Below are 18858 nucleotides of genomic sequence, written 5' to 3' on the forward strand. Positions count from 1 at the left end.
AATCCGTCTTCGCGAGCAAGCCCGCTCCCACAATATCCGGCGACTAGCCGGGCGGATCGAGATTATCCAGCACACGGTTCACCGCCAGTTCTCCCAACATGATCGACTGCTGAATCCCCAACATCGTGTTGCATTGCGATCCTTGCAGATACCTCGCGAAGTCACTTGCCATGACATTCGCTGATGCCAGCGATTCACAGGCGTATTCCAGCAACGTCCGGTTGTCGGTTTCGGGGGCAATGAAGAAGATTTTGCTGGGTGTGCGCTGGGTCTGGTTGATGGTTGCAGCGCTGGGATCGGATGGAGCGGCCGGATCGGTATCCGGCGGGTTTGGCGTAGGTTTGAACATTATTTGGGGTCCTATACGTGAGAGCTACCACCGCCTCTCTACTAATAAGAAGAGGTGGCAGCTGTGCGCAGGTTAGTAGACCGGGGACCCAGGAAGCCGGCGCGCCCGAGGGCGCCCTACGCACAGCCACCATAAAGTACAGGGATGGGATACCTGACTGTCTGATGCGCTATACGCCATGGGAAACCACGGGCTACTAAACCCGATCACTGATGGGCAGTGACGAGAATCAAGTTACCGACGACCCTCAAGGCGCACAAGCCGGCGGATTCTGGCGCAGTTGTAGGCAACGACGCAACGTCGTGTAGCCCCAGGACGACGGCATTTTGATGCAAAACATCGCGGCTCCCGGCCCTATCAAGAAATAGGAAATTTCAGCGCCAAATTTGGGAAGCGTCCTAACGCCAGCCCTGAGCGAGCCAAGTAGGTTCAAGGCTTCCCAGCCACACTCAGAACAGGACGCCTATGGCTCGCAACAAGGACATCCCCCAAGTCTGGGAGCATGGCGGTGGTGGCGGCGGATCGGGCATCGGATACCGTTACCTGAGAGACATGACCCCAACCGAGCTCGCCGAGCGTAAGGCGAGGCAAAAGCCCTACGACGCCATGCTCGCCCGGCAACAGGCCTATGAAGATCGCATCTTCAAAGAAGTCGAACAGAGCAAACAGTTCGCCACACGAGGCTGCGTATTCGCCAAAAGCTGCAACCTCCCCGACGGCGTCATCAATCACGACAACCCCGCCGGTTTTGTCCCCGTCGAGAAACTGGCTGACTACGGGTTGTGGGCCGTGCTTGGCACCGGCGCAGCAATCACCGCCGAAGGGAGTCCCTTGAAACTGGTGGGAGGCTCAGCAACAGGCGGTGCCATTGCCCAACGTCTCGGCGGTTCTCTTGCACTGCGTCTACTAACAGGATCAGCCGTTGTGGCGACTGGTGCAGCGGTCGGGACAGTTGCGCTATTAATGCCGAACACCAGCCTTTCACCCGACAGCGCCTTCTACAAAAACGAGCAATACGCGGCGCTGGAGGCGGGGCGAACCCGTGTGCGCATCAACGTGAAGACATTGCCGGATAGCTCAGTCAACGCTTACGGCTTTTACACAGGCGGGAAAAAAGACTGGGAGTTTGTCCCGGTTATCAAGGCCACTCAAGAAGGCGAGAAGTTTGTTGCTGACATCGGTAACGGGATTGGCCTGACTTGGACGCCAGCAGCGAATCCAGACGTTGTACTAGGAATTCCTGCATTGGAAGGCGCCCCGCAACTACCGTCTGTATGGGTGTACCCGCCCACCGAGCAAGCCAATAAAGCACTAGTGAACCCCGAGCATCCGCCCGAGTATCAGGATGCGATCATCTGGTTCCCTGCAGATGCTGGACTTGAGCCGATCTATATTGTTCTGAGTGTGCCTGGAGACTACAAATACCGCCCTGCTCCTACGACACTCCCGGCTTTTCCAGATATAAAACCTGCTCCGTTAAAAACTTCAGTGCGTGGTGGTGGTAAAAAACGTCGGCGATGGAAAGATCCCTCAGGAAGGATTTATGAGTGGGACTCGCAACATGGCACCGTTGAGATGTACACCAAGCAAGGAAAACACCTTGGGGAGTACGACCCGCAAACAGGGGAGCAAACCAAGCCAGCTGACCCGTCTAGGAAAGTAGAAAAATGAAACACGTAATAGAGGTCTTCGACAGACACAGTGAGGAACTTCTCCTGAGTGTGGAAATACCCAAAAGCCGTCACGAAGAGCTAGCAAAACTAATGGATTGGCAAACACCAGAGGATGAGTTTGATGGCTACGACCTTTCTCCAGAACAAGTGCAAACACTTGAAACCTGGACTGGCAAGATCCTGGGAGACGCAAACCACATCGTGCAGTTGGTGTGCGTTGATTGATTTACTCCACCGCCATGAAATACGAACTGAAGTTTCAGATTTACGGAATACCTGAAAACGATGACTTGGCTGTATTCGAGATGGATTTGTCCCGGTCCATTACAACGGATGCCCTGAAGCCAATAATGGCTTGGCATGAAGAAGAGGATGCCATGGCAAGCCATCGACTATCCGCCAAGCAGGTTACAGCCATTGAGAATCTCGCAATGATTGAACTCCCCAAGGAACTAATGCTGTATCTCAGCAGCTACGAGTGAGCCTTGAATGGCGCGCAACTCAGGGCCTGGATTTAAAGAAAAATGCAGCATGGCGACGTTACCGGGACATGACACAGAAATCTGCCAACACAGCAGACCCTTGTGGGAGCGGCGGTGCGGCGATCCGACTTGCTCGCGAAAGCGGCCTGACAGCCAACATATTTGTTGAATGTCAGTCCGTCATCGCGAGCAAGCTCGCTCCCACAGGGTTTGGTGTCAGGCGCTGACTGGCTCTATTGCCAGCTCAACGACTTCCGGCCGCTTGAGCACCGCATACGCCACCGCTGTCAGCAGACTCCCGGCCACAATCGCCAGCAGATACAACAGCGCATGGTTGATCGCATTCGGGATCGCCAGCACGAACAATCCGCCGTGCGGCGCCATCAGTTTGCAGCCGAAATACATCGACAACGCACCGGTCAGCGCACCACCGGCAATGCTCGCCGGGATCACCCGCAGTGGGTCTTTCGCGGCAAACGGAATCGCGCCTTCGGAGATGAAGCACAACCCCAAAACCAACGCGGCCTTACCGGCCTCGCGTTCAGCCTGGGCGAACTTGCGTCGGGCAATAAACGTGGCGATGCCAAGACCAATCGGCGGCACCATGCCGGCCGCCATGGTCGCGGCCATCGGTGCATAACTTTGCGACGCCAGCAGCCCCACCGAGAACGCATACGCGGCTTTGTTGATCGGCCCGCCAAGGTCGACGCACATCATCCCGCCCAGCAATACACCGAGCAGAATCGCGTTGGTGGTGCCCATGCTGTCGAGGAAGTGCGTGAGCCCTGCGAGCATCCCCGCCACCGGTTTACCGACCACGTAGATCATCACCAGACCGGTGAACAGACTCGCCAGCAGTGGGATGATCAGGATCGGTTTCAATGCTTCAAGACTTTGCGGCAAGCGCGCATAACGGTTGATCGCCTGCGCCGCGTAACCGGCGATGAAACCGGCAATGATCCCGCCGATAAAACCGGCGCCCAAGGTGCTTGCCAGCAGACCGCCAATCATCCCCGGCGCCAGGCCCGGACGGTCGGCGATCGAGTAGGCGATATAACCCGCCAGCAGCGGCACCATCAGCTTGAACGCGGTCTCGCCGCCAATCTGCATCAGCGCCGCCGCCAATGTGCCCGGCTCCTTGAACGCCGTAATGCCGAACACGAACGACAAGGCGATCATCAGACCGCCCGCCACCACCATCGGCAGCATGAACGACACGCCGGTCAGCAGGTGCTTGTAGACACCGGTTTTCTCTTGCTTGGCCGGGCCTTTGGCGCCGGTCGATGCGGTTTCCTGCGTGCCTTCGGCCAACGCTTTGTTCAGCGTCGCCTCGGCTTGTTTGAGGGCGATTCCAGTGCCGCAACGGTAAATCTTCTTGCCGGCGAAACGCTCGGTGGCGACTTCGATATCGCAGGCCAGCAGCACCACGTCCGCATCGGCAATTACCGCTGCACTCAGCGGATTGCGCGCACCGACCGAGCCCTGGGTTTCCACTTGCAGGTCGTAGCCCAGACGCTTGGCCGCTTGCTGCAAGGCTTCAGCGGCCATGAACGTGTGAGCGACGCCGGTCGGACACGCGGTAATCGCGACCAGGCGCGGGGCGTTTTTTACGGGGGCGGCAGGCTCGGCCACAGCTTCGGGGGCAACGTAAACCTGAGCCTCTTCAGCACCGCGACGCAGCACCGCTTCAACCTCTTGCAGGGCTTGCGCCGGGGTACTTTGGAACACCCGCTTGCCGACGAATCGCGACATATCCACCGGCGCACTGGTCACCAGCAATACCCACTCGGCCGCCTCGATCGTGGCCGCCGACAATTGGCGTTCAGGGTGCGCGGCATCGTTGACTTCGACACTGGTGCTCCAGCCCTGACGCTGGGCCGCCGCATCAAGCAAACGGGCACACAGCACACTGGTGACCATACCGTTCGGGCAGGCCGTAACAATGGCTAACTTCATGACAAACCCTCTTATTGTTCTGTCAGGGTGCGTATGCGCACGCCCTGTTCGAGCCGCGCCAACTGCGTGGCGTCGCCAATACCGAAACCGATCTGGGTGACCGCCATCGCGGCAATCGCCGTGGCGGTGCGCAAGGTCTGTTCCGGCGTGTCGGCGCTGAGCAAACCGTGGAGCATGCCGGCCAGCAACGAATCGCCTGCGCCCACTGTGCTGACGACACTGACCTTGGGCGGCGTGGCATGCATCGCCGAGCCGACACTGAACCAGTTCACGCCATCGGCGCCGTCGGAGATCACCACGTGCTCGATGCCTTGAGCGTGCAAGCGGCTCGCGGCGTGCGCTTGCGCAGCCACCGAAACCACCTCGCAGCCGAGCGCGTCGGCCAGCTCTTCGGTATTGGGTTTGATCAGCCACGGACCAGCCTTGAGCGCCGCCCGCAAGGCTTCACCACTGGTGTCCAGCGCCACGTTCAAACCGAGATTTTTCAAACGCACAATCAACGTCTGCAACCACTGAGGACTGATGCCTTGGGGCAAGCTGCCGGCAACGACGACCGCGTCATGATCGGGTGCAATCTGATCAAGTCGATCAAGCAACGCCTGTTGCGCGGCTTCACTCACCAAGGGTCCGGGACCGTTGATGTCGGTGATGCGCCCATCGCTTTCCGCCAGTTTGATGTTGCTGCGCGTCTCACCGGGAACACGGATGAACGCGTCGACAAACCCGCGTTTGGCGAACAGGGTTTCGAACGCCTGGAGGTTGTCCTCCCCGAGGAAACCGCTGACCGTGAGCTGATGCCCGAGGTCCGCCAGCACTTGTGCCACGTTCACGCCCTTACCGGCGGCATGCGTGTGCATCTCGTCGCTACGGTTGACTTGGCCGGGGGCAAGTACCGGCAACTGGACGGTGAGGTCCAGCGCCGGGTTGAGGGTCAGGGTCAGGATCTTGGCCATTACAGGGCCTCCACTAATGCGCGCACTTCATTGGCGCTGCCCACGGCCAAGGCCTGCTGGGCAAGGATTTGGGTCTGGGCCAGGCTGAGTTCGCGAACCCGCGCCTTGACCTCGGCAATGCTGCGACCCGACACACTGAGCTCGTCCACACCCAGTCCGACCAGCACCGGCACCGCCAGCGGATCAGCCGCCAACTCGCCGCACACGCCGACCCACTTGCCGTTGGCATGCGCCGCGCGCACGGTGATGTCGATCAGTTGCAGCACCGCCGGGTGCAAGCCGTCAGCCTGGGCCGACAAGGTCGGATGACCACGGTCGATGGCCAGGGTGTATTGGGTCAGGTCATTGGTGCCGACGCTGAAGAAGTCGACCTCTTTGGCCAGTACCGGAGCGAGCAGTGCAGCCGACGGCACTTCAATCATGATCCCCAATTGCAGGTCTGCAACCGGAATTTCCAGACGCAGCCGTTCGGTCATGTCCCGCGCCTGGCGCCACTCATCAACGCTGCCGACCATGGGAAACATAATCCGCAGCGGACGGTTGTCCGCCGCACGCAGCAACGCGCGCAATTGCGCTTCCATGATGTGCGGACGTTGCAGAGTCAGGCGAATACCACGCACGCCGAGGAACGGGTTTTCTTCTTTGGCAATCGGCCAATACGGCAGCGGCTTGTCGCCGCCGACATCGAGAGTACGCACCACCAGCGGCCGACCGGCCAGGCCATCGAGTACACGACGGTATTCAACCTCTTGGGTCGCTTCGTCCGGCGCTTGCGAGTGGGCCATGAAAATCAGTTCGGTGCGCAGCAGGCCAATGCCTTCGGCGCCCTGCTCCACCGCGCTGGTCACGCCGGCGCTTTCGCCGATGTTGGCGAACACTTCGACTGCATGGCCGTCGGTGGTCAGTGCCGGCTGATGACGTTGTTCGGCAGCCGCTTTCAGACGCAGCTCGCGGGTGTCGCGCTCTTCGGTGGCGCGCTGCAAGGTCGCCGCGTCGGCGTCCACGTGCAGGCGGCCGCGTTGGCCATCAATCAGCAATGGCGTGCCCGGCGCCAGCAGCAACACGGCCGGGCCGGCGCCGACCAGCGCTGGAATACCAAGCGCTCGGGCGACAATCGCACTGTGCGCGGTAGCACCGCCACGGGCGGTGAGGATGCCGGCGACGCGGGCGGGGTCAAGACGGGCGACATCGGATGGACCGACTTCATCCATAACCAGAATGTACGGTTGCTCAGGCTCGCTCGGGGTTTCGACGCCACTCAGTTGCGCCAGCACTCGACGGCCGATGTCGCGTAAGTCGGCGGCGCGCTCGGCGAGCAAGGCGTCCTGCAGCGATTCCTGTTGTTTGGCCGCCGCTTCAATCACCGCCATCCACGCCGCTTCGGCGCTTTCGCCCTGCTTGAGACGGGTGTCGACTTCATCGGTCAACTCCGGGTCGTCGAGCATTTCCTGGTGAGTGATGAAAATCTCGCGAATGGCCTTGGACTTGCTGCGTTCGATCAAGCCTTCGATGTCGCGACGCACGTCCGCCAACGCCTGCTGGAGACGCTCGCGCTCGATCGCGGCAGACTCACCGCGCAGCGGGTACTCAATGGTTTGCAGCACTTGAATGTGCGCCGGGCCGATGGCGATGCCCGGTGCAGCGGCAATGGCCTGAACCAGGCTGCCGGAGGCTGGCGCGAGGATTACCTCGGCCACATCGGCGATCACTTCGCGCTGTTGGCTCACGGCGGGCAGCGGCTCGACTTCTTCACCGAGGCCTTCTTCGATGGCGGCCAGCAGGGCTGGCAAGGCATCGGCGGCGATGCTCGGTTCGGCGACAAATTCCAACACCTGACCGCGACGAGCACCGAGGCTGAGCAGTTTGCTCAAGCTCTTCACCGACACCGCGCTGTCCTGGCCATCGACGATGCGTACGCGGATTTCACCTTCAAAACTCTTCGCCAGTTGCGCAAGGATCTTCGCCGGGCGCGCGTGCAAGCCGTGGGCGTTGGCCAGGGCGATGCGAGCGCTCGGCCAATCCGCCGGCAGCTCACCGCCCAGGACTTCGAGGACTTTACGGCTGCTGGTGGCGCGGCCCAATTCGTGGCCGCGACCTTCGATCAGCAACGCACAAAGACGCTCGAGCAAGGCCTGATGGGCTTCACCGAGGCTGGCCAGACAGAACAGACCGCTGAGCGGCTGGCCGAGGTAGCGCATGGGTTTGTCCGGGGTGACGAAGGCCAGGCCCGGACGCTTGACCGTTTGCTCGCTGTGCAGCCACCACAAGCCATCGCCCAGCGGCAGCGCGTCGACCTGCTGCAACACGGCAGAGAAACCGTTGCTCACGCAGTCGGCCTGGCGCAGCAAACGTGCACCGCGCCAGACCAGCTCTTCGAAGTCATCGGCGGACACACCGAGGCCGATCATCTGTGCATCCAGCGCCAGTTCTTGCGGCGCGCCTTGCAGCAATTTCAGCAAGGCTTCGGCGGAACTGGCGCGGCGCAGCGCCTGGCCGAGGTCGGTTTCGCCGAGGGCACGGGTCAGCAGCTGCAACAGGCGCAGGTGTTCGTCGGATTTGGCTGCAATACCAATCGCCAGGTAGACGATCTGACCATCGCCCCAGTCCACGCCTTCAGGAAACTGCATCAGCCGCACGCCGGTGGAAAACACCTGATCGCGGGTTTCCGGCGTACCGTGGGGGATGGCAATACCTTGACCGAGAAAGGTCGAGCCCTGGGCTTCGCGCGCCTGCAACCCGGCGAGATAACCCTCGGCCACCAGGCCATCGGTGACCAGATGCTGCGCCAGCAGGTGCAACGCTGCGGACTTATCCACAGCCGATTGGCCCATGGATATCTGCTCTATGGTGAGCTCGAGCATGCTTTCTCCTTTTTGGCGCCTTGTGACGCCAGGTATTGTTTTGAATGATTCAGCTTAGGCGCTTAGGCACACCTTTTCAGGGGCAGTTTTGGCGGTTTCGCGGCAGAACCGGCAAAGGAGCCTATAACGTAGAAAATACGCCTGCTGAAACGTTTAATCTAGAAAGATTGGCACGTTACTCGATAATGTCTCATCCTTGAAGTCCAATTGTCGGATGTGCTGCGACAATGGTCGTCTGCCTTAATCGGGTAGGATTGGCGAAAATGTCGAGGCAAGCTCGAAAAAACAAGGAAAACCCGGGTTGAAACTCAGTGATATCGCCCAGTTGGCCGGTGTGTCCGTTACCACCGCCAGCTATGTCATCAATGGCAAGGCAGAACAACAACGTATCAGCAGTGCCACCGTCGAGCGCGTGCGCGCGGTCGTCGAACAACATGGCTTTACGCCCAATCCCCAGGCTGCCGGGCTGCGCAGTCGGCATACCCGAACCCTGGGTTTCATTCTGCCGGACCTGGAAAACCCCAGTTACGCACGAATCGCCAAACTGCTGGAACAAGGCGCCCGGGCTCGCGGCTATCAGCTGCTGATCGCCAGTTCCGACGATGCACCGGACAGCGAACGGCAATTGCTCAAACTGTTCCGGGCCCGGCGCTGCGATGCATTGATCGTTGCCAGTTGCCTGCCGGCCGGCGATGACAGCTATCGCCAATTGCAGGCCAAGGGCATTCCGATCATCGCGATCGACCGGGTCATGGAGTCTGAGCATTTCTGTTCGGTGATCAGTGATGACCGCGAGGCCAGCCTGCAACTGACCCGCAGTCTACTGGACCCGCTGCCCAAGCAGATCGCACTGATCGGCGCACGCCCCGAATTGAGCATCAGCCAGGAGCGTGCGGGCGGTTTCAAAGAAGCGTTGGCCGGGTTCAAAGGCGAAGTGCTGATCGAACACGGCGAGTCATTCAGCCGTGAGTGCGGCAAACAGTTGATGGAAGAACTGCTACAGCGTCTGGGTCATTTGCCGGATGCGCTGGTGACCACGTCCTACGTGCTGCTTCAGGGCGTATTCGATGCCTTGCACGACTTCCCGCTCAAAACCCGCCCGCTGCGGCTCGGCACCTTCGGCGACACGCAGCTGCTGGATTTCCTGCCGCTGCCGGTCAACGCCATGGCCCAGCAGCATCAACTCATCGTCGACAAGGCCCTCGAACTGGCCCTGGCCGCCATCGAGCAATCGGATTACCGACCCGGCGTGCAGGCTATCGCGCGGACCTTCAAGCAGCGTATTCGCCAGGACTGAACCGTGGAGCTGATCGACAGCCACACTCATCTGGATTTTCCGGACTTCGACGAGGATCGCACGGCGTTGTTGGCCGAGAGCCGCGCCCTCGGAGTGCGGCGGATGGTGGTGCTGGGGGTTTACAACGCCAACTGGCAGCGCGTCTGGGATCTGGTGCAAAGCGACCCCGATCTGTATGCGGCGTTCGGTTTGCATCCGGTGTATCTGGATGATCATCGTCCCGAAGACCTGACGGCACTCGGCGACTGGCTGAGCCGTCTAGCGGGCCATCGACAGTTGTGCGCGGTGGGCGAGATCGGTCTGGATTACTTTATCGAAACCCTGGACCGTGAACGTCAACAGGTACTGTTCGATGCGCAACTACAACTGGCGGCGGACTTCAATCTTCCCGCGCTGATTCATGTGCGACGCAGCCACGCGGCGGTGATTGCCACGCTTAAACGGTTTCGCTTGAAACGCGCGGGGATCATTCATGCCTTCGCCGGCAGCAAAGAAGAAGCCCGCGAATACATCAAGCTCGGTTTCAAACTTGGCCTGGGCGGAGCCGCGACCTGGCCTCAGGCGTTACGCATGCATCGTGTGCTTGCCGAATTGCCGCTTGAATCGGTGGTACTGGAAACCGATTCTCCGGACATGGCGCCCGCCATGTTCCCCGGACAACGCAACAGCCCGGCGCATCTGCCGGCGATCTGCTCGGCATTGGCCGGGATCATGGCGATCAGCCCTGAACAATTGGCCGATGCCAGCACTGCCAATGCCTGTGAGCTGTTCAACTGGTAATCAGTCGGCGTAGGCCTTGGCGGCTTCCAGCGTCAGCGTCATGTGTAGCCGGTGCCGGGCAAACCGCATGACGGCGAAATAGACGAGAATCGCCAACAGCGAAAAATTCAGCTGCTCCACGACGCTGAACATCCCGATCCACTCCAACACCAACGCCACCAGCAACGCGGTGCAAACCATGACCAACGTGCTCGCCCGCAGTAATGCCAGGGAGTCGAGGGACTTGAAGCGCTTGATCTGTTTCGGATCGTTCAGTTGCAAGGCTTTCTGGCAGTGGGAACATGCGAACGCTTCGTTGATCGCAATGGCGTTGAGTTGCCAGGGTTTGAGCAGGAGTGTGCTCGCGCAATGAGCGCAATGACCCTGGATTCCAATCGTTGCAGCAGACATAACCGAGCCTCCTCAGGGCGGGTCCAAGTGATTAATCTTCCTACATTGAAGACCAAAAACCAGACGGCGGAGGAAAACCGGACATTGCCTACCTGAAGAGGGAACAAATACTACAGACAGAGCACACATACCTGTGGGAGCGGGCTTGCTCGCGAAGGCTGATCAACATTCAACATAGATGTCGCCTGTCAGGCCGCTTTCGCGAGCAAGCCCGCTCCCACATTTTTTTTGCGCCGCAGAGTTCTTTAAACCCGGAACGCGCTGATCAGCTGCTTCAACTCCACCACCTGGGCCGACAACGCACGACTGGCGTCTTCGGTCTGGTGTGCACCTTCGGCGGTACGCTCACCGGCGCGGTTGATCTCGACAATGTTCTGGTCGATGTCATGGGCCACGGCGGTCTGCTGCTCTACCGCAGCGGCAATTTGCTGATTCTGATCGACGATCATGCCGACGGCACCGAGGATGTTTTCCAGCGCTTGCTGAACCTTTTCCGACTGCCCCACCGTGCCGTTGGCCATCTGATGACTGGTACCCATCGCCTTCACCGCAGCGCCGACACCACTGTGCAGCTTGGCGATCATCTGCTCGATTTCCTCGGTCGATTGCTGGGTGCGCTTGGCCAGGGTCCGGACCTCGTCCGCCACCACCGCAAAACCACGGCCCTGCTCACCGGCCCGAGCGGCTTCGATGGCCGCGTTGAGGGCCAAGAGGTTGGTCTGTTCGGCGATGCTCTTGATCACCTCCAGCACACGGCTGATGGACTGGCTGTCGCTGGCCAGCTGATTGATCACCAGCACCGACTGATCGATCTCACTGGCCAGTGCAGCGATGCTGCCCTGCTGGGATTCCACCAGCCCGCGACCGCTGATGGTCTCGTCATTGACGCTATGAGCGCTGCTGACCGCTGCCGCGGCACTGCGTGCAACCTCAAGGGACGTGGCGGACATCTGGTTCATGGCCGTGGCGACCTGCTCGATCTGCGTGCGCTGCCCCGCCACCGCCTGGTTACTCTGGGCGGAAACGTTCTCCACCTGCCCGGCCTGGCGCTCGACCTCAGTGACGGTCTGGCCGACCCGCTCGATCAGATCATGGATTTTCTTCACGGTGCCGTTGAACACCTCGCCCAACTCGCCCAGTTCATCGCGGCTGTTGGCGCTGAAGGTTACCGTCATGTCGCCGGCCGCGACCTTGTCCATCACCGCGCCAAGACGCTTGAGGGTGGTGCGGGTCGAGGCATAGAAGCCGCCGTAAAGGTAAAAAATCAGCACAAACACCACCGACAACGCCACGGCCTGCAAGACCATGTGGGTGCGGTTCTGCTCCAGTCGCTGTTGTAACTGGGTGCCGAGAAACTTCAGGGTGGCTTCGTTGAGCTGGTACGTCTGGTCCATCAGGCCCGTGACCTGATCGTAAAAGCCCTGCCACGGCGCATCGAGCGTGTCGGCCATTACCACCTGTTCTTCGAACAGTTCACTGGCCTTTTTCAACGATGCCTTGCTGTTATCGGCCTGAGTGGCCAGGGTTTCCCGTGCCGCTTTGCTGGAGCCCAGCGCGTCCTGCAACTTCAGGGCATATTCGGCGTGCAGTTTTTCGATCTGCGCCAGCAACTCATCAAAACGGGTACTTGATGCCGAATTGAGAAAGCCCTGCCCCAACGAAAAAGAGCCCATCGCCCGGCCTTCGCCCAGAAGCTGGGTCACGGGCGGGGTGACATTGGTAATGAGTTCGCTCAGCTGGCGCATGTCGCTCTGGGTGTCGCGGCTCAGGCCGGCCTGACTGGCGATGATCTGGCTGAAAATTTGCGCGTTGCCGAGCAACTTGCCGATCATCGCGCTTTTGCTTTGCAGGGAGTTTTCCGTTTGCTGGGCCTTGAACGCGGCGATCATTTCATCGCGTTTGCCATCGAAAACCATGATTTGCTCAGCGTCCGCGGTCATCGCCGTCAGCGCTTGCAAACGGGTCAGCACACTTTGCCCCAGGGTACTGATCTGTGACTCGACATTGCCGGCCTTGCCGGACTGACCAAGGGTGACGTTGATCTGCACCAGGTTGTTCAGGGTTTCCAGATCGCGCCGTAACGTCAGGCTACTGCCCAGCAGGTCGAGGCTTTGCAGTTCGACCCGGGTGCCCTGGAATTCTCGATAAGAATCACGCACCAGATAGAAGTTGGTCACCAGCATCGGCACAAGGAACAGCACGCTGATCAGGCTGAACTTCATGCCAAAGCTCAGGCGGTTCATCAGCGCGACGGCGGGATAGAGCAAGCTCTTCACTGGAAGTCTCCCTTTGATTTCTTATTTTTATTGGCAGGCGCGGGTCGAGAGCAGATAGCCACTATTCGGCGCTGTCTCTGTATAGCTCAAATCGGCGGGAGGTTTTGTAACTTAAGGTTAACGACGGGGGGACGCGGTCTTGTAGCAGCTGGCGAAGCCTGCGTTCGGCTGCGCAGCAGTCGTAAATCCTGATTACGCGGTGAGCCTGACAAACCGCGGTGACTGAGTTGGCGACTGCTGCGCAGCCGGACGCAGGCTGCGCCAGCTGCTACAGAGGCCAGTGTGCTTACGGAAGGACGGTCCACAGCGCGAAACCGGCGTACCAGAGCACCGCCGCGCGCAGCAGCAGTTCCCAGATCCGGTCGAGGCTGTTGATGCCGTCAGGCCCGACCACCGGTGCCGGGATTTCACCGGCCACCAGCCCGACCTTCTCGATCAATTGGGCGGCGCTGATGTTCCAGTTCAGCAGCTCGTGCACCATCACGCGACCCACCGCGACAAAGTTGCCGACCAACGCAAAGCTCGCCGCCAGCAGACGCACCGGCACCCAGTCGAACGCATGACGCAGTTTTGCCGCGCGCTCGACCACGGCCGGGTTCTGCCCGTGTTCTTCGGCCAGGGCCAGCAGTCGATAGCTCAGGGCCGCGACCGGCCCCAGCAGGAAGTACCAGAAAATCACCGCGAAAAAGCTCTGATAAGCCTCCCACAGCAGATGCCCTTCGACCCGTTCCAGCAGTTGTTCACCGCTATCGGCGCAGATACCCACATCGCGGTCCGCTACATGAGCGGCCGCTTGCAGGTCTTCCCGGCGCCAGGCATCGCGAAACGGCCCGAGACCGGCCAGCAGATCACCGCGGCCGAGACTGTAAATCACCACCAGCAGATGCACCGGCAACGCCAGCAGACCGTAAGCCACCGGGTCCAATACCAGTAGCAGCAAACCCAGCAGTGCCGCTGGCAACAACACCAGTATCAGCAAAATCAACCACGGACTTTTCGCCAGACGCGGACTGACCTCAAGCTTGTTCAGCTCGCGAACCCATCCACCATCGCGCTGAACCCGATGGCGCAGGGCCGAGAACTTCTCGATCCAGACCGCCAACAGCAACACCAGAAAACTCATTGTTGTTCCTCTTTTGCCAGGGCCGCCCGATAGCGTGCCCAGTCGAACGCAGGCCCCGGATCGGTTTTACGCCCGGGTGCAATGTCGCTATGCCCGCAAATGCGCTGTGCGGTGATGGCCGTGAACACGCTTTGCAGCTGCCGGGTCAGGGTCGTCAACGCTTGATACTGAGCGTCGGTGAACGGCAGATCATCCGTGCCTTCAAGTTCGATGCCCAAGGAAAAATCGTTACAGGTTTCCCGCCCTTCGAAACTCGAGACGCCGGCATGCCAGGCACGCTCAAGACAAGAGACAAACTGAGTGACGGTGCCGTCACGTTCGATCAGAAAGTGCGCAGACACTCGCAGGTCGGCGATCCCTTCAAAGTAAGGGTGCTCCGTGACATCCAGACGATTCTGGAAAAATTCCTGCACCTTGCCGGTAGCGAACTGCGCTGGTGGCAGACTGATGTTGTGGATCACCAGCAGGGAAATTTCGCCCGAGGGGCGCGCATTGAAGTTGGGCGAGGGGCAAATATCTACGCCCTGACACCAACCGCTCGCGGGGTCCAACTGCATACAGGTTCCTTCAACGACGACTGTGTAGGCGCCCAGTATGCCGCGATAGACCCTCGGGGCGCGATCACTTGCCGCGATTGAGGCGACGCAGATTGCCGATCACCGACTCCAGCGCCCGGTCGAACAGCAAGGTGTCGTCCAGCGCGCGCACCGCGCCACGACGCAATTCCAGCGCCAGACCGGTGCGGCTGCGCTCCAGCACTTTCATCCCGGTGCGATTGACGAAAATGTACTTGCCGGTGGCTTCAATGATCGCCGCCAGCTTGCAGCGAAGGGTGTTGTCCTCGTCTTCCTGAAACTCGACCCAGCACCCCAACCGCAGTTGATCGACCTGAAGCAAACCGGCATCGTCCTCCGGTAAACGAACTGACGCCGTTTCGGCCGGCCCTTCGTCCGCGGTTCGCAGGACGATTTCCTGCAGCACTTGGACCATTACCGGAGTATCGAGAGACTGTTCAAGCTTTTGCCCTGGACGTTCGAACAGTTGAACGTGCAAGGCTTCCAGCTCACTGAAAAATTCGCTGGTGGCGAACGGATCGAAGGCCGAACTGTTCAGCCCGTCGCGCAACGACTTGAGCAATCCAGGCACCAGCGCCAACAAGCGCAGACTCGCATCAGCCTCATCATGACGCTGCACGCTCCAGATCAGTTGCTCCATGGACTGCACATTGGCGTGCCACTCGGCCGACTGATCGCCGTGCTTGAGACAGGTCAGCAGCAGCACCTGGCTCCAGGCTTCCTGGACAAACACCACCACCCGTTGCGGCAATACTTTGCCTAACAAGGCCTGATTCAGCACCTGCTCGACGCGCTGGCGGGCCAGTTCAGTCCTGGCGCGGCCTTCTTCGGCGTCACGGGTACGTTGCTCCAGCAGCTCACTGCGACGGCGCTCATCGCTGGTGAAGGCGAGAAAATCCGCCAACAATTCGGAAAAGACCGCCGGATCATCGACAAAATCGTTCAGCAACCGTTGCACCACTTGCTCGATGCGCAGATACAGACTGTCGCGCTCATGGTCATCGAACTCACCCCAGCCCATGGCTGCGGTGGCGATTTCATTGAGCAGGCGCCGGGCCGGGTGACTGCTGCGGCTGAAGAAGCTCTTGTCGAGCACCGCCACTTTCAGCATCGGGATCTGCAGGCGGCCGATCAACGCCTTGAGCGAGTCCGGCAGGTTGCGGTCATCGAGGATGCATTCGAAGAGCATGGCGTTCAGGTTGATCACGTCTTCGTCAGCCACCCCGACCACGCGTGACTTGCCACTTTTGACGCTGACCCGGGTCAGCAGCTGTTCGAGCTGGTTTCGCAGATCGAAGTCGTCCTGGGCTGCCGGCGCCGGCACGTATTGCTGCAAGTGCGAGAGCAGCCGCATTAGGTCACGGGTGGAAATCGGCTGTGTCAGGGCACTGGCTTCCAGGGTTGGCGCGACACTGCCACGCACGTGAAACAGCAACTCCTGCAACGCCGCGAAGACTTCCTGCACGCTGTCGTCGATCGGCGGGCCACCGACGCGAGTGTTGGCCTGTGCGGGTTCAGTACCAACGCTGGCAGTCGCACGATCCGTGACCCGACGCGCAGGGGCGGGCTTAAGGTCAGGCAGAACACCGGTGGCGATCAGCAACTGATTGGCTTCGGCGTAAAGCTGATTGGCATCCCTGAGCACATAGCGCTCGAACAGTTTGAGGATGATCAGCTTGACCTTGATCTCCACCCCCAGGTTGCGCCCGGCCTGCAAAAAGTACTCGCAGAGCATCGCCGGCCCCATGGGATTGTGCTGATCGAGCAGTTCCCTGCCCAGCAGTGCGCTGAGTCGGGCGGTCAGTTGGTCCAGGGCGAATCCGTCGCGGTTCAGCACTTTTCTGACCATCGCCTCCACCGCCACGCTACGTTCCATGTCGTCATCGGGCATCGCCACCGAATCGTCGAAGACCAACGCCATGGGCAAGGCAGACTGAGTGATGTCGTACTGGGTGAGGCTGACAAAAGCCGCGAAGAATTGTTCGAGAAAGCCGCGTTCGATGTTTTTGCGCTTTAGGCGCAAGTCGCGCATGGCTTCGAAGAAGAGGTTCTGTTCGACGTCAATGCGGGCCCGGTCGGCCATTTCGAACAGCGTGTCGTCGGCGTTATCGAACAGTTCCTGCAAACCATGCCTGAGCTGTTGAGCGGCCTTGTCGCGAACCTGAAGCAGAATCACAGGCAGGCGGGCGAGCGGCGAGTGAGTCGCCTGGTCGGTAGCAACCTTGTGCAAAGGCACTACATTCCCGTCGTTGTGCATTCAGGCCTCCTGAAACGGTGAGTCTTCGAAGTCGTCAATCCAAATCCACGTCAAAGTCATGACGTCAAAAGCAAGGCGGATTATCTTGCAAAAGATGTCCCCTCTACCAGCAGACTCTGCGTTCCCCATTGAAATAGACGCTTATGGCAGACGCTGACTTAGTGCCGATTGCTCAGGCGAATCGACCAAATGCAGGTTTCAGAGTGATCGGAACGCGTCCGACGCCTTGGGTTGCCCAGCGCCATGGCCCTATAATCGGGCCACTTTGTTTGTGGAGTCCGTTATGCCGAATCTACGTCTCGCCGATTTGACCGCCGAAATCGAAGCCAACGTGCGCCGTGCGTTGCTCGAAGACATCGGCAGCGGCGACATCACCGCACAGCTGATCCCGGCCGAACGCCTGGCCAAAGCCACGATCATCACCCGCGACGCTGCCGTCATCTGCGGCACAGCCTGGGTTGATGCAGTGTTTCGGCAGCTGGACCCACGTGTTGCGGTGCACTGGCAAGTGCGCGATGGCGAGCGGGTGAAACCCAATCAGGTGCTGTTCCACCTCGAAGGCCCGGCGCGCTCACTACTGACGGGCGAACGCAGTGCACTGAACTTCCTGCAGTTGCTTTCTGGCGTGGCCACGCGCGCGCAGTACCTGGCGGATTACGTTGCCGAGACTCAGGTGAAGTTGCTCGACACCCGTAAAACCTTGCCGGGGCTGCGTCTGGCGCAGAAGTACGCCGTGACCTGCGGTGGTTGCCACAACCACCGCATCGGCCTGTACGACGCCTTCCTGATCAAGGAAAACCATATTGCCGCCTGCGGTGGCATCCCGGAGGCCATCAAAGCCGCGCACAAGATTGCCCCGGGCAAACCGGTGGAGATCGAAGTGGAAAGCCTGGAGGAGCTGAAGGAAGCCCTGGCGGCCGGTGCCGACATCATTATGCTCGATGAGTTGAGCCTGGATGACATGCGCGAAGCCGTGCGCCTGAACGGCGGCAAGGCGAAACTGGAGGCCAGCGGCGGTATCAACGAAAGCACGCTGCTACCGATCGCCGAAACCGGGGTGGATTACATCTCGATTGGTGCGATGACCAAGGATGTGAAGGCTGTCGATCTGTCGATGCGACTGAGCCTTTGATCGAGAAAACGTCCGTACCAAATGTGGGAGCGAGCCTGCTCGCGAAAGGGGTGAGTCAGGCGCCAATTACGTCGACTGACACGCCCTCTTCGCGAGCAAGCTCGCTCCCACAGTTCAGACCACCAGATTATTCATCTCGCAGTACTCTTCCCACTCGACGCCCAACACCTCGGCAGCCTCCTTGTGCAGAACAAGGCGCGCAACCTCGAACTCTTCAGGGGTTGAGGTGTACTTGAGCGTCAGTTCCCACGGCTGCAAGCCCTGAGACTCTGCCTCATCCTCGAATGCCCACTGGATCTGGTCTTTCTGATCGTCGGCGGGCAAGTCCTTGATCTCTTCGGCTAGCTGGGGCGAATCCAGCAAGTACTTCTTCAGTGCTTCTGCGTGTCTGGCTTCTTGGGTCAATTCTTTAACGGTCATGGCGTTCTCTTTGATCTGGGGAATGGAAGATGGATCTGGATCATCAAGGATCTCTCTGACGCAAAAAACCGTTTGAAGCCCGGTTTATCTGGCCTTCAGAACCATTCGGGATCATCTGAAAACAACGTGTCGCTCGTGCCCGAGACAGGAATCGAACCTGCGACCTTCGCGTTACGAGTGCGCTGCTCTACCAACTGAGCTACACGGGCAGTGGGCTAAACCTAGCACTGACTTTGGGGTCAGGCAACTTCATGACTCGTCTCATTTTTTTGCAGACAAAAAAATGCCCCGCAGCTTTCACTGCGGGGCATTTTTTATAACGTTGAAGCGGTCA

General features: G+C 59.8%; 16 protein-coding genes and 1 tRNA gene. 6 read left to right on the forward strand and 11 right to left on the reverse strand.

What is annotated here, in order from left to right:
• Positions 1 to 43: 43 nt before the first annotated feature.
• The gene (locus tag CUN63_RS08215; protein WP_165353239.1) at positions 44 to 349 is read right to left on the reverse strand and encodes a DUF6124 family protein; all 306 of its coding nucleotides are present in this window, start codon (positions 347 to 349) and stop codon (positions 44 to 46) included.
• A gap of 465 nt (positions 350 to 814) precedes the next feature.
• On the opposite strand from CUN63_RS08215, the gene CUN63_RS08220 reads away from it, so the two are divergent.
• Genes CUN63_RS08220 through CUN63_RS08230 form a run of 3 tightly spaced genes read left to right on the forward strand, consistent with a single transcriptional unit; the run spans position 815 to position 2504 of the window.
• A complete protein-coding gene (locus CUN63_RS08220) occupies positions 815 to 2020 on the forward strand; it encodes a colicin E3/pyocin S6 family cytotoxin (protein ID WP_178082658.1) in 1206 nt (401 codons plus the stop codon).
• Positions 2017 to 2247, forward strand: coding sequence for a hypothetical protein (locus tag CUN63_RS08225; RefSeq protein WP_129438571.1), 231 nt, complete (start codon positions 2017 to 2019; stop codon positions 2245 to 2247). The genes CUN63_RS08220 and CUN63_RS08225 overlap by 4 nt, the downstream gene beginning before the upstream one ends.
• Complete coding sequence (locus CUN63_RS08230) at positions 2244 to 2504, forward strand: hypothetical protein (protein WP_256657678.1); 261 nt, start codon at positions 2244 to 2246, stop codon at positions 2502 to 2504. The genes CUN63_RS08225 and CUN63_RS08230 overlap by 4 nt, the downstream gene beginning before the upstream one ends.
• Before the next feature lie 216 nt (positions 2505 to 2720).
• Here CUN63_RS08230 and CUN63_RS08240 read toward each other — a convergent pair whose 3' ends face one another.
• Genes CUN63_RS08240 through ptsP form a run of 3 tightly spaced genes read right to left on the reverse strand, consistent with a single transcriptional unit; the run spans position 2721 to position 8274 of the window.
• Entirely contained in the window at positions 2721 to 4460 is a 1740-nt protein-coding gene (locus CUN63_RS08240) for a PTS fructose-like transporter subunit IIB (RefSeq protein WP_129438573.1), read from the reverse strand.
• 11 nt (positions 4461 to 4471) lie between these two features.
• A complete protein-coding gene (gene pfkB / locus CUN63_RS08245; protein WP_129438575.1) occupies positions 4472 to 5413 on the reverse strand; it encodes a 1-phosphofructokinase in 942 nt (313 codons plus the stop codon).
• Complete coding sequence (gene ptsP, locus CUN63_RS08250) at positions 5413 to 8274, reverse strand: phosphoenolpyruvate--protein phosphotransferase (RefSeq protein ID WP_129438577.1); 2862 nt, start codon at positions 8272 to 8274, stop codon at positions 5413 to 5415. The genes pfkB and ptsP overlap by 1 nt, the downstream gene beginning before the upstream one ends.
• 301 nt (positions 8275 to 8575) lie before the next feature.
• Between ptsP and cra the strand changes: the two genes are divergently transcribed.
• A complete protein-coding gene (cra, locus tag CUN63_RS08255; RefSeq protein ID WP_129438579.1) occupies positions 8576 to 9571 on the forward strand; it encodes a catabolite repressor/activator in 996 nt (331 codons plus the stop codon).
• Positions 9572 to 9574: 3 nt separating this feature from the next.
• A complete protein-coding gene (locus tag CUN63_RS08260) occupies positions 9575 to 10351 on the forward strand; it encodes a TatD family hydrolase (protein ID WP_129438581.1) in 777 nt (258 codons plus the stop codon).
• Here CUN63_RS08260 and CUN63_RS08265 read toward each other — a convergent pair whose 3' ends face one another.
• From CUN63_RS08265 to CUN63_RS08285, 5 genes are all read right to left on the reverse strand, one after another.
• A complete protein-coding gene (locus CUN63_RS08265; RefSeq protein ID WP_129438583.1) occupies positions 10352 to 10741 on the reverse strand; it encodes a hypothetical protein in 390 nt (129 codons plus the stop codon).
• A 245-nt stretch (positions 10742 to 10986) separates the two neighbouring features.
• Positions 10987 to 13017: a methyl-accepting chemotaxis protein gene (locus CUN63_RS08270; RefSeq protein WP_129438585.1), complete on the reverse strand. Its 2031-nt coding sequence runs from the start codon at positions 13015 to 13017 to the stop codon at positions 10987 to 10989.
• Positions 13018 to 13303: 286 nt separating this feature from the next.
• Positions 13304 to 14140, reverse strand: coding sequence for a regulatory signaling modulator protein AmpE (gene ampE, locus CUN63_RS08275; RefSeq protein WP_129438587.1), 837 nt, complete (start codon positions 14138 to 14140; stop codon positions 13304 to 13306).
• Positions 14137 to 14697, reverse strand: coding sequence for a 1,6-anhydro-N-acetylmuramyl-L-alanine amidase AmpD (gene ampD / locus CUN63_RS08280; protein ID WP_129438589.1), 561 nt, complete (start codon positions 14695 to 14697; stop codon positions 14137 to 14139). Before ampD ends, ampE begins: the two co-directional genes overlap by 4 nt.
• 64 nt (positions 14698 to 14761) lie before the next feature.
• Positions 14762 to 16972: a DUF1631 domain-containing protein gene (locus CUN63_RS08285; RefSeq protein WP_129438591.1), complete on the reverse strand. Its 2211-nt coding sequence runs from the start codon at positions 16970 to 16972 to the stop codon at positions 14762 to 14764.
• A 283-nt stretch (positions 16973 to 17255) separates the two neighbouring features.
• Between CUN63_RS08285 and nadC the strand changes: the two genes are divergently transcribed.
• On the forward strand, positions 17256 to 18104 hold the full coding sequence (nadC, locus tag CUN63_RS08290; protein ID WP_129438593.1) for a carboxylating nicotinate-nucleotide diphosphorylase: 849 nt from the start codon (positions 17256 to 17258) through the stop codon (positions 18102 to 18104).
• A 114-nt stretch (positions 18105 to 18218) separates the two neighbouring features.
• Here the strand turns inward: nadC and CUN63_RS08300 are convergent, their stop codons facing one another.
• Together CUN63_RS08300 and CUN63_RS08305 are read right to left on the reverse strand one after the other, a co-directional pair.
• A complete protein-coding gene (locus CUN63_RS08300; RefSeq protein ID WP_129438595.1) occupies positions 18219 to 18524 on the reverse strand; it encodes a DUF6388 family protein in 306 nt (101 codons plus the stop codon).
• Positions 18525 to 18660: 136 nt separating this feature from the next.
• Positions 18661 to 18733 (reverse strand) — tRNA-Thr (locus tag CUN63_RS08305).
• Positions 18734 to 18858: the final 125 nt, after the last annotated feature.

The organism is Pseudomonas sp. ACM7 (assembly GCF_004136015.1).
Classification (GTDB): Bacteria; Pseudomonadota; Gammaproteobacteria; order Pseudomonadales; family Pseudomonadaceae; genus Aquipseudomonas; species Aquipseudomonas frigoris.